Source organism: Streptomyces sp. NPDC057939, assembly GCF_042887545.1.
GTDB lineage: Bacteria > Actinomycetota > Actinomycetes > Streptomycetales > Streptomycetaceae > Streptomyces.
In genome coordinates, this window is the sequence record NZ_JBHVPG010000044.1 from 1 (window position 1) to 15,665 (window position 15,665).

Below are 15,665 nucleotides of genomic sequence, written 5' to 3' on the forward strand. Positions count from 1 at the left end.
CCTCCGGAGAGGGGCCGCGGGGGCCTTCGTACGCGGGTGATCAGGCCGGGTTCTGGCTCTGGAGGGCCACCGACAGCTCGGCGGCCACGCCCTGGAGGATCGGGACGAAGGACTCGGCGACGGCCTCGGTGACCCGGCCCGCGGGTCCCGAGATGGAGATCGCGGCGGCGGTCGGCGAGTTCGGCACCGACACGGCCAGGCAGCGGACTCCTATTTCCTGCTCGTTGTCGTCGACCGCGTAGCCCGCCTTGCGGACCTTCTCCAGCGCTTCCAGGAACCCGTCGGGCGTGGTGATGGTCTTCTCGGTCGCGGCCGGCATCCCGGTGCGGGAGAGCAGGGCGCGGACCTCGTCGGCGGGGGTGTGGGCGAGCAGTGCCTTGCCCACGCCCGTCGAGTGCGGCAGCACCCGGCGGCCGACCTCGGTGAACATGCGCATGGAGTGCTTGGACGGCACCTGCGCGACGTAGACGATCTCGTCGCCGTCGAGGAGGGCCATGTTGGCCGTCTCGCCGGTCTCCTCGACCAGGCGGGCGAGGTAGGGGCGGGCCCAGGTGCCCAGCAGGCGCGAGGCGGACTCGCCGAGGCGGATCAGCCGGGGGCCGAGGGAGTACCGTCGGTTGGGCTGCTGCCGGACGTAGCCGCACGCCACGAGGGTGCGCATCAGCCGGTGGATGGTGGGCAGCGGCAGACCGCTGGCGGCGGAGAGTTCGCTGAGTCCTACCTCACCGCCGGCATCGGCCATGCGTTCGAGCAGATCGAAGGCGCGCTCAAGGGACTGGACGCCCCCGCCGGCGGCGGTGGGCTTGGCGGAAGCGTCGGTGGTGCTGGCGCTGGACGTCGGCACGGCGCGGTCCTTTCGGTGCTGGCAGGCAAGGGAGCAGCCTACCGGTCGGTCGGCGCCGGCCCTAGAGCCGGGCCCTTGCCGTCCCCGCCGGTCAGAGGGGGTTTGTCCTGGTGGCGGACGTCCTCGGGAAGTTACCCGTCCGGTTCCTGGTGGTGGTAGCTACATTCTGGATAGTGAAATCTTAATTCCATCCTGTGGAAACATCCAATTGCGGCCCCGGTGGGTCAGCGGTCCGTCCGGTCGCTCTTGACGGGCTCCGGATCGGGGTGAAGACTCCGTCAACAGAACGTTGAATTTCGCTCTGTGGAAGTAGATGGGGAGGTTCCGGTGGCCGACGTGGCTGTGGAACTGGTACTGCGCTCGACGCGCGTCATCACCCCCGAGGGGACGCGCGCCGCCTCGGTGGCCGTCGCCGACGGGAAGATCACGGCCGTGCTGGCGTACGAGGCCGAGGTACCGGCCGGAGCCCGGCTGGAGGACTTCGGCGACGACGTCCTGCTCCCCGGCCTGGTCGACACCCACGTCCACGTGAACGACCCGGGCCGCACCGAGTGGGAAGGCTTCTGGACGGCCACCCGCGCCGCCGCGGCCGGTGGCATCACCACCATCCTCGACATGCCGCTCAACTCCCTGCCGCCGACCACCACGGTCGACCACCTGCGCGTCAAGCAGGAGGTCGCCCGGACCAAGGCGCACGTGGACATCGGCTTCTGGGGCGGCGCGCTGCCGGACAACGTCAAGGACCTGCGCCCGCTGCACGACGCCGGCGTCTACGGCTTCAAGTGCTTCCTGTCCCCCTCGGGCGTGGACGAGTTCCCCCAGCTGGACCAGGAGCAACTGGCCGCCTCGCTCGCCGAGATCACCGGCTTCGGCGGCCTGATGATCGTGCACGCCGAGGACCCGCACCACCTGGAGTCCGCGCCGCAGAACCCGGGCCCCAAGTACGCCGACTTCCTCGCCTCCCGTCCCAAGGACGCCGAGAACACCGCGATCCAGAACCTGATCGACCAGGCGCGCCGGCTGAACGCCCGCGTCCACGTGCTGCACCTGTCCTCCTCCGACGCGCTGCCGCTGATCGCCGCCGCCAAGGCCGAGGGCGTGCAGATCACCGTCGAGTCCTGCCCGCACTTCCTCACCCTCACGGCCGAGGAAGTCCCGGACGGCGCGACCGAGTTCAAGTGCTGCCCGCCCATCCGGGAGTCCGCCAACCAGGACATCCTGTGGGACGCGCTGGCCGACGGCACCATCGACTGCATCGTCTCCGACCACTCGCCCTCCACCGCGGACCTGAAGACCGGCGACTTCGCCACCGCGTGGGGCGGCATCTCCTCCCTCCAGCTGGGCCTCCCGGCGATCTGGACCGAGGCCCGCAAGCGCGGCCGCGGCCTGGAGGACGTCGTCCGCTGGATGTCCACCGCCCCGGCGGCCCTCGCCGGACTGGCGCGGAAGGGCGCGATCGAGGTCGGCCGCGACGCCGACTTCGCCGTCCTGGCCCCCGAAGAGACCTTCACCGTGGACCCCGCGGAACTGCACCACCGCAACCAGGTCACGGCGTACGCGGGCAAGACCCTGCACGGCGTCGTGAAGTCCACCTGGCTGCGCGGCACGCAGATCTCCGACCACGGCACCCCGACCGAGCCCAAGGGCCTCCTCCTCGAAAGGCAGAACTGACAGTGGCGATTGAATCCTTCACCGGCAACGCGAACCCGTACGGGGGCGGCGACCCGTACGCGGACTACCGCACCGCGGACTTCCCGTTCACCCAGTACGCGAACCTCGCCGCCCGTGAGCTGGGCGCCGGTGTCACCTTCGCCAACGACGAGTTCTTCGCCATGCGCGAGAACCTGCTCATCGCCGAGGCCGCGCACTTCGACCCCGAGCACTTCGGCCACAAGGGCAAGGTCATGGACGGCTGGGAGACCCGCCGCCGCCGCGGCGTCTCCGCCACCCAGCCGTGGCCGACCCCCGAGGACCACGACTACGCCCTGGTGCGCCTCGGCGCCCCCGGCGTGATCCGCGGCATCGTCGTCGACACCGCCCACTTCCGCGGCAACATGCCGCAGGCCGTCTCCATCGAGGGCACCAACTGGGAAGGCGCCCTCGCGCCGACCCCGGAGGAGCTCCTCGGCGAGGACGTCAAGTGGACCGTGCTCGTCCCGCGCACCGCGGTCGGCGGCCACGCGGCCAACGGCTACGAGGTCACCGCGGAGCAGCGCTTCACCCACCTGCGCGTCAACCAGCACCCCGACGGCGGCATCGCCCGCCTGCGGGTCTACGGCGAGGTCGTCCCGGACCCGCAGTGGCTGGCCACGCTCGGCACCTTCGACGTGGTCGCCCTGGAGAACGGCGGCTCGGTGCAGGACGCGTCGAACCGCTTCTACTCCCCGCCGACCAACACCATCAACCCGGGCCGCTCCCGCAAGATGGACGACGGCTGGGAGACCGCCCGCCGCCGCGACAACGGCAACGACTGGATCCGCTACCAGCTCGTCGCCGAGTCCGAGATCCGCGCCGTCGAGATCGACACCGCGTACCTCAAGGGCAACTCGGCCGGCTGGGCCTCGCTGTCCGTCAAGACGGGCGAGGAGGGCGAGTGGACGGAGTTCCTGCCGCGCACCCGCCTGCAGCCCGACACCAACCACCGCTTCGTGCTGGACGCCCCGGCGGTCGGCACGCACGTGCGGATCGACATCTTCCCGGACGGCGGATTCTCCCGCCTGCGTCTGTTCGGATCGCTGACGGAGACGGGCACGGCCGCGCACGCCGCCCGTCACCAGGAGCTGGGCGGCTGACGCAGCCCCTCCCGACGACTGCCCCGGGGGCCGACACCCCCGGGGCGCGGGCCCTGACCGAAGGGGCGCACCGCGATGCGGTGCGCCCCTTCGGCGTGTCCGCCGCCGCGCCCACCCGGCCCGTCGACCGGCGCGCTACGCCGCGTACCCGCCGTCCACGGAGAACTCGCCGCCCGTGACGTAGCCGGCGCCCGGCCCGGCCAGGAACGACACCACCGAGGCGACCTCGTCCGGCGCGCCGAACCGGCCGAGGGCCGTCACCGCGGCCTGCGGCCCGGCCAGCGGTCCGTCGGCCGGGTTCATGTCGGTGTCCACCGGGCCGGGGTGCACCAGGTTCGCGGTGATGCCGCGTTCGCCGAGCTCCCGGGCCAGCGCCCTGGTCAGACCCGTCAGGGAGGCCTTGCTCATCGCGTACAGGGTCCCGCCGGGCCCCGCCACCCGCTGGGTCATGCAACTGCCTATGGTGATGATCCGCCCGCCGCGCGCCATCCGGCCGACCGCGGCCCGGGAGGTCAGCAGGACGCCCCGTACGTTGACGTCGAGGACCCGGTCCACGTCCGCCGGGCTGAGGGATTCCAGCGGGCCCAGGACGCCGACGCCCGCGTTGTTGACGACCACGTCGATGCGGCCGAACGCGCGCACGGTCTCCTCGACGGCCGCCCCGGGTCCGTCGGGGCTGCCCGCGTCGGACCGTACGGCCAGGGCCCGCCGGCCCAGCGCCTCGATCCCGCCGACGACCCCGGCGGCGGCCTCCGCGTCCCGGGCGTAGGTGATCGCGACGTCCATGCCGTCCCGCGCCAGGCGCAGGGCGGTGGCCGCCCCGATGCCGCGGCTGCCTCCGGTCACCAGGGCCACCGTGTTGACACCGTTCATCATGGTTCCTCCCGTCAGGGGCCCTCACGCCCCATAAATCGTTGCGTGTTCAATGAAATGGGAGGTGGGGGGTCGGGCGCCGGCGGGAATCGGACACCGCGTTCACGCGCGCCGCACCGATGAGTTCGGGGCGGACGGGGAGTCTGAAGCGGTGTACGGGGTACCCGGAGCGGACCGATCCAAGGAGCGCAGAGCCATGGGCAAGCTGACCCTCACCACCTTCCTCACCCTCGACGGCGTGATGCAGGCCCCCGGAGGGCCGCAGGAGGACACCACCGGCGGGTTCGAGTACGGCGGCTGGCTGGCCCCCTTCGCCGACGAGGGCATGGGGGAGTTCATGACCGAGGTGTTCGACCGCGCCGGGGCGTTCCTCCTCGGGCGCAGGACGTACGAGATCTTCGCCGGGTACTGGCCGAAGCAGACCGACCCCACCGACCCCATCGCGGGCCCGCTGAACGCCCTGCCGAAGTACGTGGCCTCCACGACCCTCAAGGAGCCCGCCTGGGCGGGCACCACCGTCGTGGACGGTGAGCACCTCCAGGCGGAGGTGGTCCGGGCCAAGGACGCGACCGACGGCGAGCTCCAGGTGCACGGCAGCGGACAGCTGGCGCAGTGGCTGCTCGCGCGCGACCTCGTCGAGGAGCTGAACCTGCTGACCTTCCCCGTCTTCCTCGGCGGGGGCCGCCGGCTGTTCTCCATCGGCGGCCTGCCGACCGCCTTCGAGCTCACGGCCTCCCGCACCACCACGAGCGGCACGTCCATCCACACCTACCGGCCCACGGGCCGCGCCGGGTTCGGCACGATCGGCGAATAGCGGCCCGGGGGTGGCGGCCGACAGCAGGGGCCGGGGCGACGGCGGGGCGACGGCGGGGCGGCCGTCGGGGGCGCGCGTCGGCCCGCGGTACCCGGAATCCGGTCGACCCGGAAGATCGACTCGGCTACCGTGGGCCCGCACCCGTGCGAGCCGCCGAAGTCTCCACCCCTTCCCGCCGTTGGAGACGCCCCGGTGACCACCCTCGCCGCCCCCTCGTCCGCCCTCGCCCCCCGCCGGGCCTGGCTCGCCGACCTCCCCGTGCTGCTCGTCGCCGTCGTCTGGGGCGGCAGCTACCTCGCGGCCAAGGGCGTCACCACCACCCACACCGTGATCGCGGTGCTCGTGCTGCGCTTCGCGCTCGTGCTGCCCGTCCTCGTCATCGCCGGTCGCAAGCGGCTGCGCGCGCTGACCCCCGCCCAGCTGCGCGGGGCGGGAGCGCTGGGCCTCGTACTCGGCGGGATCTTCCTGCTGGAGACGTACGGGGTGGTCCACACCTCCGCCACCAACGCCGGGCTGATCATCAGCCTGACGATGATCTTCACGCCGCTCGCCGAATCGGCCGTCCGCCGCACCGCGCCCTCGCCCGCCTTCCTCGGCGCGGCGGCCGTGTCCGTCGCGGGAGTCGTGCTGCTCACCCAGGGCGCCGGGTTCACCGCCCCCGGCCTCGGCGACCTGCTGATCCTCGGAGCCGCCCTCGCCCGCACCCTCCACGTGCTGCTGATGGCCCGGATCAAGGCCGTCCAGGACGCGGACTCGCTCTCCCTGACCACCGTTCAGCTCGGCAGCGCCGTCCTGGTGTTCGCCGTGCTCGCGACGCTGCCCGGGACGGGCGCCTCCCCGTGGGCGGCCGCGGCCGACTTCGACGTCGCGCAGTGGGTCGGACTCGCCTTCCTCTCCGTCTTCTGCACCCTCTTCGCCTTCTTCGTGCAGATGTGGGCCGTACGCCGCACCTCGCCCTCCCGGGTCAGCCTGCTGCTCGGCACCGAACCCCTCTGGGCGGCCGCGGCGGGCATCGCCATCGGCGGGGAGCACCTCGGCGCCGTCGGCCTGACCGGGGTCGTCCTCGTGCTGGCCGGTACCGCGTGGGGTCGTCGCGCCGCAGGCTGAACGATTGTCCGAAAGTAGCTCCTCCCTGCTTGATCGTCGGGCCTACTGTGGCCGTCATGCCCGTTCTCGACATCAGTTCGATCGCCGAAGACTTCAACGAAGACCCGTACCCGCACTACGCGCGGATGAGGGAAGAGGGACCCGTCCACCGGGTCAAGGCGACGGACGGCACGGAAATCTGTCTCATCGTCGGGGACGAGGCGGCGCGGCAGGCCCTCGTCCACCCCGCCATCTCGAAGAACTGGCTGACATCCGGCCGCAGCTACGCCGACCGCGAGACCACCGACGCGAGCGACAACATGCACCGCGCCGACCCGCCCCACCACACGCGGCTGCGCCGGTTGGTCTCCCGCCCCTTCACCTCGCGCCGGGTCGAGGACCTGCGCCCCCGCGTCGAGCAGATCACCAACGACCTGCTCGACGCGATGGAGGCGGACCCCTCCCGCGGCGCGGACCTGGTGACCTCGTTCGCCCACCCCCTGCCGATGACGGTCATCTGCGAGCTCCTCGGGGTGCCCCACGCCGAACGCGAGCCCTTCGGCGCGTGGTCCGTCGAGATCGTCTCGCCCACCGGCCAGGCGGCCGAGGACACCGCCCTGCGGGAGATGACCGCCTACCTCACCGAACTCACCGACGCCAAGCGCGCCGACCCCGGCGAGGACCTGCTCAGCGCCTGGACCCTGAGCCGCGACGACGACGGCGACCGCCTCACCCCGCGGGAACTCGTCGCCATGGCCTTCCTGCTGATGATCGGCGGCTTCGAGACCACCAGCCACCTCATCACCAACGGCGTACGGGCACTGCTCGCCCACCCCGAGCAGCTCGCGGCGCTGCGCGCCGACTTCGACGGGCTGATCGACGGAGCGGTCGAGGAGATCCTGCGCTACGACGGCCCGGTGGAGACCTCCACCTTCCGCTTCGCCCGCGAGGACCTGGAGATCGGCGGAACCTTCATCGAGGAGGGCTCGGCGGTCCTGATCTCGCTGGCCGGCGCCGACCGCGACCCGTCCCGCTTCGCGGAACCCGACGTCTTCGACATCCGCCGCCGGGGCCCCGGCCACATGGCTTTCGGCCACGGCATCCACTTCTGCCTGGGCGCCCCGCTCGCCCGCATGGAGGGCCGCATCGCCCTGCGCGCCCTGCTGGAGCGCTTCCCGGACCTCGCCGAGGTGCCCGGACAGCGCGAATGGATCAGCGGCGCCCTGGTCCGCGGCGTCAAGCAGTACCCGGTGCGCTGGTAGGCGCCGGACCGTGAACGCCCGTCGCCGGGCCCGCTCACAGGTCCGGGAGCTCCGCCGGCCGCACCGGCCGCCGCTCCCGGCGGGACAGCTCGCACGCCTCCGCGACCCGGAAGGCGGCGAGCGCCTCCCGGCCGTCGCACGGATTGGGGCCCTCGCCCCGGACCAGCCGGACGAAGGCCGCCAGCTCGGCCTCGTACGCGGGGCCGAAGCGCTCCAGGAACCCGCCCCAGGGCTTGCTCGCCGCGGGCGGGCCCTGCGGTTCGGTGGAGGCGATCGGCGTACGGTCGTCGAGCCCGGCCGAAACCTGGTCCCGCTCCCCGGCCAGCTCCATCCGGACGTCGTACCCGGCGCCGTTGCACCGGGTCCCGGAGCTGGTGACGAGCGTCCCGTCGTCCAGGGTCAGGAGGGCCGCGGCGGTGTCGACGTCGCCGCTCTCGCGGAACTGCGGCGGCCCCGCGTCCGAAGCGGCCGCGTACACCTCGACGACCTCGTGCCCGGTCACCCAGCGGACCATGTCGAAGTCGTGGACCAGGCAGTCCCGGTACAGACCCCCCGAGGCCGCCAGGTACCCGGCGGCCGGCGGAGCCGGGTCGGACGTCATCGTCCGTACGGTGTGCAGCCTGCCCAGCGCCCCCGAGCGGACCAGGTCCCGCGCGGCGCGCAGCCCCGCGTCGAAACGCCGCATGAAGCCCAACTGGAGCACCCCGCCGGCGGCCGTCACCTCCCGCAGCACTGTGAGGCTGCGCGCCAGGTCCGGGGCCATCGGCTTCTCGCAGAACACCGGCAGCCCGGCGCGCACCGCCCGCAACACCAGCTCGGCGTGCCCCTGCGTCGAACAGGCCACGACGAGGGCGTCCACCCCCCAGGTGAAGACCTGCTCCACGCTCGGCGCGGCCGTGGCCCCCAGCCGGTCCGCGAGCCGCGCGGCCCGACCGGCATCGACGTCGGCGAGCAGCAGCGAGCCGGCGTCCGGGTGGCGGGCCAGTGTGGCCGCGTGGAACGAACCGATGCGGCCGGTTCCGATGAGCCCGATGCGCATGCACTCAACGTGACCCCGTACGGGGGACCTGTCAATCTGCCCGCGCATGCCCCGATGGCCCTTCATGGTCCACTGTGGCGGATACTGGGCGGCTGGAACCGGAATGACCGATTGATGGCGGACGAGGGAAGGGCGCGGCGACGTGGCTAGGGTTCGGACAGGGGTACGCGTCGTGGGCGCGGTGCTCGCGGTGGTACTGGGAGCCTCCCTCGCGGGTTGCAGCAGCACCGGCGGCAAGCGCGCCGAGGAGCGGGCGAAGGCCGATGCCGGCCGGCCGGCCGTCTCCACACCGCGCTGGACCTTCGCGATGGTCACCCACGCGGGCGACGGCGACACCTTCTGGGACATCGTGCAGAAGGGCGCCAAGGAGGCCTCGGCGAAGGACAACATCAACTTCGTCTACTCCCACGACGACCAGGCGCAGCAGCAGGCCCAGTTCGTGCAGAACGCCATCGACCAGAAGGTCGACGGGATCATCGTCAGCCTCGCCAAGCCCGACGCCCTCAAGGACGTCATCGGCAAGGCGGTCAAGGCCGGCATCCCGGTGATCACGGTCAACTCCGGGTCCGCCCAGTCCGCCGCCTACGGGGCCCTCACCCACATCGGGCAGGACGAGGAGATCGCGGGCGAGGCGGTCGGCGCAGAGCTCACCAAGCGCGGCAGGAAGAAGGCCGTCTGCATCCTGCACGAGCAGGGCAACGTCGGCCACGAGCAGCGCTGCGCCGGAGCGAAGAAGACCTTCGGGGGGACGATGGAGAACCTCTACGTCGAGGGCACCAACATGCCGTCCGTGCAGGCGGCCATCCAGGCGAAGCTCCAGGCCGACCCGTCCGTCGACGCGCTCGTCACGTTGGGCGCCCCGTTCGCCCCGACCGCCGTCAAGGCGAAGGACGCGGCGGGCAGCAAGGCCGAGGTGGACACCTTCGACCTCAACGAATCCGTCGCCCGGGACCTGAAGTCCGGCGCCCTCGGCTTCGCCGTGGACCAGCAGCCCTACCTCCAGGGCTACCAGGCCGTGGACCTGCTGTGGCTCTACCGCTACAACGCGGACGTCCTCGGCGGCGGCCGCCCGGTGCTCACCGGGCCGCAGATCGTCACCGGGGCCGAGGCCACCGAGCTGGAGGAGTACATCAAGCGGGGCACCCGATGAGCGCCGCCGCCCCCACCGCCGACGAGCGCCTCGCGCCGGCCTCCTTGCTGCGCCGCCTCCTCGCCCGGCCCGAGCTGGGCGCGGTCGTCGGAGCGGTCGCCGTGTTCGTCTTCTTCTCCTTCGCGGCCGACAGCTTCCTGCGGGCCTCCAGCCTGAGCACGATCCTCTACTCGGCCTCCACCATCGGGATCATGGCGGTGCCGGTCGCGATGCTCATGATCGGCGGGGAGTTCGACCTCTCCGCGGGCGTCATGGTCACCACGTCGGCCCTGTTCAGCTCGATGTTCAGCTACCAGATGACGGCCAACGTCTGGGTCGGCGTGCTCGTGTCGCTGCTGGTCACCCTCGCGATCGGCTTCTTCAACGGATTCATGCTGACCCGCACGAAGCTGCCGAGCTTCATCATCACGCTCGGCACCTTCCTGATGCTGACCGGCCTGAACCTCGGCTTCACCAAACTGATCAGCGGCTCCGTCTCCACCAAGAGCATCGCCGACATGGAGGGCTTCTCCTCCGCCCGGGCGCTCTTCGCCTCCCAGTGGAACGTCGGCTCCGTCACCCTCAAGGTCACGATCCTGTGGTGGCTGGTCCTCGTCGCCGTCGCCACCTGGATCCTGCTGCGCACCCGCGCCGGCAACTGGATCTTCGCGGTGGGCGGCGGGGCCGACGCGGCCCGCGCGACCGGCGTGCCCGTGGTCAAGACCCGCATCGGCCTCTACATGGGCGTCGCGCTGTGCGCCTGGATCTCCGGGCAGCACATCCTGTTCTCCTTCGACGTCGTCCAGTCGGGCGAGGGCGTCGGCAACGAGTTCCTGTACATCATCGCGGCCGTCATCGGCGGCTGTCTGATGACCGGCGGCTACGGCTCCGCGATCGGCTCGGCCGTCGGCGCCTTCATCTTCGGCATGACCAGCAACGGCATCGTCTACGCCCAGTGGAACCCGGACTGGTTCAAGTTCTTCCTCGGCGGGATGCTGCTCCTGGCGACGCTGCTCAACGCATGGGTGCGCAAGCGGGCGGAGGCGAGCAAGTGAACGCGAAGAACGAGTCCACGACGGGCGCCGCGGCCGGTGAGGGCCTGGTGCGGCTGACGGACGTCAGCAAGTACTACGGCAACATCCGCGCCCTCCAGGGGGTCTCCCTGGAGGTCTCGGCCGGCGAGATCACCTGCGTGCTCGGCGACAACGGCGCCGGCAAGTCCACCCTCATCAAGATCATCGCGGGGCTGCACCGGCACGACGCCGGCACCTTCGAGATCGAGGGCGCGGAAACCGTCCTCGCGAACCCCCGGGCGGCCCTCGACCGCGGCATCGCCACCGTCTACCAGGACCTGGCGGTCGTCCCGCTCATGCCCGTCTGGCGCAACTTCTTCCTCGGCTCCGAGCCGACGAAGGGCCGCGGCCCGTTCCGCCGCCTCGACGTGGACCTCATGCGCCGCACCACCCGCGCCGAGCTGCTGCGCATGGGCATCGACCTGCGCGACGTGGACCAGCCCATCGGCACCCTGTCCGGCGGCGAGCGCCAGTGCGTGGCCATCGCCCGGGCCGTGTACTTCGGCGCGAAGGTGCTCGTCCTGGACGAGCCGACCGCCGCCCTCGGCGTGAAGCAGTCCGGCGTCGTCCTCAAGTACGTCGCCGCCGCCCGCGACGCGGGCCTGGGCGTCGTCCTCATCACCCACAACCCGCACCACGCGTACCTGGTGGGGGACCGTTTCGTGCTCCTCAAGCGCGGCACGATGGCCGGCAGCCACACCCGGGAATCGATCACCCTGGACGAGCTCACCCGCCAGATGGCGGGCGGCTCCGAGCTGGACGAGCTGAGCCACGAGCTGGAGCGGGTGGCAGAATCAGGACCGGACGCCGCACCCGGCGCCGCACCGGGCACCACCGCACACTGAGGGACGACACGACTCGATGAGCACGTACCGGGACTTCACGCTCGCCCACCGGGGGTCGGCGCGGGGCACCGTCCTGCGGACCGTCGGGACCCGTGAGCGCAGGTCGCTGCTGACCGCCCCGCGCGTCCCGACCGTCGGCATCGACATCGGCGGCACCAAGGTGATGGCCGGTGTCGTGGACGCCGACGGGGTCATCCTGGAGAAGATCCGCACCGAGACCCCCGACAAGTCCAAGAGCCCCAAGGTCGTCGAGGACACCATCGTCGAGCTGGTGCTGGACCTGTCCGACCGGCACGACGTCCACGCCGTGGGCATCGGGGCGGCCGGCTGGGTCGACGCCGACCGCTCCCGCGTCCTGTTCGCCCCCCACCTGGCCTGGCGCGACGAGCCGCTGCGCGACGCCCTCCAGTCGCGGCTCGCGGTCCCGGTCATGGTGGACAACGATGCCAACACCGCCGCCTGGGCCGAATGGCGCTTCGGCGCCGGCCGCGGCGAGGACCACCTCGTCATGATCACGCTGGGGACCGGCATCGGCGGCGCGATCCTCGAAGGCGGCCAGGTCAAACGCGGCCGCTACGGGGTCGCCGGTGAGTTCGGCCACATGCAGGTCGTGCCCGGCGGGCACCGCTGCCCCTGCGGCAACCGCGGCTGCTGGGAGCAGTACAGCTCCGGCAACGCCCTGGTCCGCGAGGCCCGCGAGCTCGCCGCCGCAGACTCCCCGGTCGCCTACAACATCATCGCCCGCGTCGGCGGCAACGTCGCCGAGATCACCGGCCCGCTCATCACCGAGCTGGCCCGCGAGGGCGACGCCATGTGCGTCGAGCTCCTCCAGGACATCGGCCAGTGGCTCGGCGTCGGCATCGCCAACCTCGCCGCCGCCCTCGACCCCTCCTGCTTCGTCATCGGCGGTGGCGTCAGCGCCGCCGACGACCTGCTCATCGGCCCCGCCCGGGACGCCTTCCGGCGCCACCTCACCGGTCGCGGCTACCGCCCCGAGGCCCGCATCGCCAAGGCCCAGCTCGGACCCGAGGCCGGCATGGTCGGCGCCGCCGACCTCGCCCGGCTCGTCGCCCGCCGTTTCCGGCGCGCCACCCGCCGCCGCGTCGAGCGCCACGAACGCTACGAGCGCTACGCGCAGCTCGGCCGGCGCGCCGCCACCGGCTCCTCCGACGCCCCGGACGCCAAGGACACAGGACAGCAGTGACCCCGCCCTCCCTGCCCCACCAGGCCCCGTCCCCCGGGGCCGGCGGCACGCCCGCGCCCACCACCGAGGACCGCAGACACGTCGTCCGACGCCGGTGGATCACCGCGATCATCATCCTGCTGCTCGTCGGGGTCCCGGCGGGCTACCTCGCCGTCTCCGCCCAGCAGAGCCGGCAGAGCGGCCGCGACAAGGCCGCGAAGGTCGGCGCGGTCAAGGTGCGCGAGGCCTGGCCGTCCAAGGTGCAGCGCAGCATCTACGAGGTGCCCATCCCGCTGCTGGCCTCACGCGTCGGCTACCTGGAGACCAACAACTGGCGCACCAGCCGGCTCTACGTCCAGTTCGGGGTCACGCCGGCGCAGTTCGACGCCTTCCTGGCCGACATCGGCACCGACCGCGCGGCACTCACTCCCGGGGTGTCGATCTCCGCGCACGACGCCGGCGTCGCCGGCTGGAGCTGGAGCCCGAAGCACCGGTGGTACGGGGTCACCCTGGACGCACGGGACCCGCGCCCCACCCGGGACGTCACGGTCGACCTCACCAACCCCGCCAACCCCAGGGTCTACGTGGTCTCCACCACCGTTCCGTAGCGGTGACCGCGGGCGGGACGGGCCCCGGACGGCCCGGGGCCCGTCGCCGAAGTCCCGTCCGCCTCGCCCCCCCCCGCGGGCGACGACGGGACATTGACGACAGGCCCTAGCCTGGGATCATGAAGCTCACCAAGCGGCTGCACTCCTGCGTCCAGTTGGAGAAGGACGGGCGCACGCTCGTCATCGACCCGGGCGCCTTCAGCGAACCCGACGCGGGCCTCGGGGCGGACGCCCTCCTGGTCACGCACGAGCACCCCGACCACTTCGAGGAGGGCCGGCTGCGGGCCGCGCTCGACGCGAACCCGGCCGCCAGGCTGTGGACGCTGCGCGCCGTCGCGGAGAGGCTCGCCCCCGCCTACCCGGGCCGCGTGCACACCGTGGGCCACGGCGACGCCTTCGAGGCCGCCGGCTTCGAGGTCCGGGCGCACGGCGAACTGCACGCGGTGATCCACCCGGACATCCCGCGCGTCACCAACGTCGGCTACCTCGTGGACGGCTCCCTCTTCCACCCCGGGGACGCGCTGACGGTGCCCGGGGTGCCCGTCGAGACGCTGATGATCCCGGTGCACGCCCCCTGGAACAAGGTGGCCGAGGTGATCGACTACGTCCGCGAGGTCAAGCCGAACCGGACCATCGACATCCACGACGCCTACCTCTCCGACATCGCCCGACCCATCTACGACACGGCCCTGAACGCCCTGTCCGGCGCGCCCCACGGCCGACTCACCGCCGGGGACCACACCGACCTGTGACTGTCGGTGCGGGGCGGTAGGTTGGGACGCATGCGCATCGCCACGTACAACGTCAACTCGATCACCGCCCGGCTGCCGCGGCTGCTCGCCTGGCTGGAGAGCTCCGGCACGGACGTGCTCTGCATCCAGGAGACCAAGTGCTCGGCGGAGCAGTTCCCGGCCGCCGAGCTGCGCGAGCTGGGCTACGAGTCCGTGGTCAACGCCACCGGCCGGTGGAACGGCGTCGCCCTCCTCTCCAAGGTCGGCCTGGAGGACGTGGTGACGGGCCTGCCCGACGGGCCGGACTACGAGGGCGTGCAGGAGCCCCGCGCCATCTCCGCCACCTGCGGCGGCGTGCGCGTCTGGTCGGTCTACGTGCCCAACGGCCGCGAGGTCGAGCACGACCACTACGGCTACAAGCTGAACTGGTTCGGCGCCCTCACCACCGCCATCGCGGAAGACGCGAAGGGATCACGTCCGTTCGCGGTGCTCGGCGACTTCAACGTGGCGCCGACCGACGAGGACGTCTACGACCCGGCGGTCTTCGCGGGTCTCACGCACGTCACCCCGGCGGAGCGGGCCGCGCTGGAGGCGCTGCGCGCCGCCGGCCTGTCCGACGTCTTCCCGCGGGCGCTCAAGTACGACCGGCCGTACACCTTCTGGGACTACCGGATGCTCGCGTTCCCCAAGAACCGGGGCATGCGCATCGACCTCGTCTACGGGAACGAGCCCTTCGTGAAGGCGGTCAAGGACGCGTACGTCGACCGCGAGGAGCGCAAGGGCAAGGGCGCCTCCGACCACGCGCCGGTCGTCGTCGACCTGGAGGTCTGAGGACCCCGGCCGGGATCCCGCGATCCCGGCCGGACAGGCGCGCCCTGTGGCCGGCGGCGCTTCCTGGTGCCACGCTGGGCTGCATGCACATCCCTTTCCTGGCCAACTGGCTGAACCGGCACGAAACGGAACAGGGTGCGGGACTCGCCGTCGCCCTCGCGGACGATCCCGAGGGCATCGCCGAACTGTTCTCGGAGTGCGAGATGCTGCGGGCCCAGGCGAGGTCGGCCGGTCTCGAACTCGACCAGACCCCGGGCTCGTTGGAGGCCCTCGACCAGCTGATGCCGCGCTGGCGGCGGGACCCCGAGGCCGTGCCCTGGCTGGGCAACGACGCCGGCTTCTACCTCGGGACGGTGGTCGTCCGGACCGTCCCCGGAACCGCCTGGCAGGTCTGGCCCAACGGCCGCCCGATGATCCGGCTGGAATCGGGGCGGGAGCTGGACGTGCTCGCGTCGGGGGTCTCCTGGGCGATGACCGGGTCCCCCGAACTCAGCCAGGCCTACGCCGAGGCCTCCGAGGCCTGACTGCCGCCGCCCACCACCCGCCGCCCATCGC

At 72.2% G+C, this 15,665-nt stretch carries 16 protein-coding genes; 13 read left to right on the plus strand and 3 right to left on the minus strand.

Features of this window, described 5'->3' with window-relative positions; translation table 11 throughout:
* Positions 1-40: 40 nt before the first annotated feature.
* Positions 41-844, minus strand: a complete 804-nt coding sequence (locus ACFVS6_RS32975; protein ID WP_389709724.1) for an IclR family transcriptional regulator — start codon at positions 842-844, stop codon at positions 41-43.
* 336 nt (positions 845-1,180) lie between these two features.
* Between ACFVS6_RS32975 and allB the strand changes: the two genes are divergently transcribed.
* Both allB and alc read left to right on the plus strand, forming a co-directional pair.
* Positions 1,181-2,515, plus strand: coding sequence for an allantoinase AllB (gene allB, locus ACFVS6_RS32980; RefSeq protein ID WP_389709814.1), 1,335 nt, complete (start codon positions 1,181-1,183; stop codon positions 2,513-2,515).
* A 2-nt stretch (positions 2,516-2,517) separates the two neighbouring features.
* Positions 2,518-3,636, plus strand: a complete 1,119-nt coding sequence (gene alc, locus ACFVS6_RS32985; protein WP_389709726.1) for an allantoicase — start codon at positions 2,518-2,520, stop codon at positions 3,634-3,636.
* Between the two features lie 135 nt (positions 3,637-3,771).
* On the opposite strand, the gene ACFVS6_RS32990 is transcribed toward alc, so the two are convergent.
* Positions 3,772-4,509, minus strand: a complete 738-nt coding sequence (locus ACFVS6_RS32990) for an SDR family NAD(P)-dependent oxidoreductase (RefSeq protein ID WP_389709728.1) — start codon at positions 4,507-4,509, stop codon at positions 3,772-3,774.
* A 196-nt stretch (positions 4,510-4,705) separates the two neighbouring features.
* Here ACFVS6_RS32990 and ACFVS6_RS32995 point away from each other — a divergent pair, with 196 nt between their 5' ends.
* The 3 genes from ACFVS6_RS32995 to ACFVS6_RS33005 all read left to right on the plus strand — a co-directional run bounded on the left by ACFVS6_RS32995 (position 4,706) and on the right by ACFVS6_RS33005 (position 7,671).
* A complete protein-coding gene (locus tag ACFVS6_RS32995) occupies positions 4,706-5,323 on the plus strand; it encodes a dihydrofolate reductase family protein (RefSeq protein ID WP_389709730.1) in 618 nt (205 codons plus the stop codon).
* A gap of 192 nt (positions 5,324-5,515) precedes the next feature.
* Positions 5,516-6,430, plus strand: a complete 915-nt coding sequence (locus tag ACFVS6_RS33000; protein ID WP_389709732.1) for a DMT family transporter — start codon at positions 5,516-5,518, stop codon at positions 6,428-6,430.
* Between the two features lie 56 nt (positions 6,431-6,486).
* Complete coding sequence (locus ACFVS6_RS33005; RefSeq protein ID WP_389709734.1) at positions 6,487-7,671, plus strand: cytochrome P450; 1,185 nt, start codon at positions 6,487-6,489, stop codon at positions 7,669-7,671.
* 34 nt (positions 7,672-7,705) lie between these two features.
* On the opposite strand, the gene ACFVS6_RS33010 is transcribed toward ACFVS6_RS33005, so the two are convergent.
* Positions 7,706-8,710: a Gfo/Idh/MocA family oxidoreductase gene (locus tag ACFVS6_RS33010; RefSeq protein WP_389709736.1), complete on the minus strand. Its 1,005-nt coding sequence runs from the start codon at positions 8,708-8,710 to the stop codon at positions 7,706-7,708.
* A 172-nt stretch (positions 8,711-8,882) separates the two neighbouring features.
* On the opposite strand from ACFVS6_RS33010, the gene ACFVS6_RS33015 reads away from it, so the two are divergent.
* The 8 genes from ACFVS6_RS33015 (at position 8,883) to ACFVS6_RS33050 (ending at position 15,634) form a co-directional block, all read left to right on the plus strand.
* Positions 8,883-9,860, plus strand: a complete 978-nt coding sequence (locus ACFVS6_RS33015; protein WP_389709738.1) for a sugar ABC transporter substrate-binding protein — start codon at positions 8,883-8,885, stop codon at positions 9,858-9,860.
* Complete coding sequence (locus tag ACFVS6_RS33020) at positions 9,857-10,894, plus strand: ABC transporter permease (RefSeq protein WP_389709740.1); 1,038 nt, start codon at positions 9,857-9,859, stop codon at positions 10,892-10,894. The genes ACFVS6_RS33015 and ACFVS6_RS33020 overlap by 4 nt, the downstream gene beginning before the upstream one ends.
* Positions 10,861-11,757, plus strand: coding sequence for an ATP-binding cassette domain-containing protein (locus ACFVS6_RS33025; RefSeq protein WP_389709742.1), 897 nt, complete (start codon positions 10,861-10,863; stop codon positions 11,755-11,757). The genes ACFVS6_RS33020 and ACFVS6_RS33025 overlap by 34 nt, the downstream gene beginning before the upstream one ends.
* Positions 11,758-11,773: 16 nt before the next feature.
* On the plus strand, positions 11,774-12,961 hold the full coding sequence (locus ACFVS6_RS33030; protein ID WP_389709744.1) for an ROK family glucokinase: 1,188 nt from the start codon (positions 11,774-11,776) through the stop codon (positions 12,959-12,961).
* Positions 12,958-13,548 (plus strand): hypothetical protein, encoded by a 591-nt coding sequence (locus ACFVS6_RS33035; RefSeq protein WP_389709746.1) that lies wholly within the window; start codon positions 12,958-12,960, stop codon positions 13,546-13,548. Before ACFVS6_RS33030 ends, ACFVS6_RS33035 begins: the two co-directional genes overlap by 4 nt.
* A 119-nt stretch (positions 13,549-13,667) precedes the next feature.
* On the plus strand, positions 13,668-14,300 hold the full coding sequence (locus ACFVS6_RS33040; RefSeq protein ID WP_389709748.1) for an MBL fold metallo-hydrolase: 633 nt from the start codon (positions 13,668-13,670) through the stop codon (positions 14,298-14,300).
* Between the two features lie 30 nt (positions 14,301-14,330).
* Entirely contained in the window at positions 14,331-15,110 is a 780-nt protein-coding gene (locus ACFVS6_RS33045; RefSeq protein ID WP_389709750.1) for an exodeoxyribonuclease III, read from the plus strand.
* 83 nt (positions 15,111-15,193) lie between these two features.
* A complete protein-coding gene (locus tag ACFVS6_RS33050; protein ID WP_389709752.1) occupies positions 15,194-15,634 on the plus strand; it encodes a DUF6278 family protein in 441 nt (146 codons plus the stop codon).
* Positions 15,635-15,665 lie beyond the last annotated feature (31 nt).

Excerpts from the sequence above, each read along its gene's own strand:
- ACFVS6_RS32990 (WP_389709728.1), bottom strand. The coding sequence starts at position 4,509 with ATGAACGGTGTCAACACGGTGGCCCTGGTGACCGGAGGCAGCCGCGGC.
- ACFVS6_RS32995 (WP_389709730.1), top strand. The coding sequence starts at position 4,706 with ATGGGCAAGCTGACCCTCACCACCTTCCTCACCCTCGACGGCGTGATG.
- ACFVS6_RS33005 (WP_389709734.1), top strand. The coding sequence starts at position 6,487 with ATGCCCGTTCTCGACATCAGTTCGATCGCCGAAGACTTCAACGAAGAC.
- ACFVS6_RS33010 (WP_389709736.1), bottom strand. The coding sequence starts at position 8,710 with ATGCGCATCGGGCTCATCGGAACCGGCCGCATCGGTTCGTTCCACGCG.
- ACFVS6_RS33020 (WP_389709740.1), top strand. The coding sequence starts at position 9,857 with ATGAGCGCCGCCGCCCCCACCGCCGACGAGCGCCTCGCGCCGGCCTCC.
- ACFVS6_RS33025 (WP_389709742.1), top strand. The coding sequence starts at position 10,861 with ATGGGTGCGCAAGCGGGCGGAGGCGAGCAAGTGAACGCGAAGAACGAG.
- ACFVS6_RS33030 (WP_389709744.1), top strand. The coding sequence starts at position 11,774 with ATGAGCACGTACCGGGACTTCACGCTCGCCCACCGGGGGTCGGCGCGG.
- ACFVS6_RS33040 (WP_389709748.1), top strand. The coding sequence starts at position 13,668 with ATGAAGCTCACCAAGCGGCTGCACTCCTGCGTCCAGTTGGAGAAGGAC.
- ACFVS6_RS33045 (WP_389709750.1), top strand. The coding sequence starts at position 14,331 with ATGCGCATCGCCACGTACAACGTCAACTCGATCACCGCCCGGCTGCCG.
- ACFVS6_RS33050 (WP_389709752.1), top strand. The coding sequence starts at position 15,194 with ATGCACATCCCTTTCCTGGCCAACTGGCTGAACCGGCACGAAACGGAA.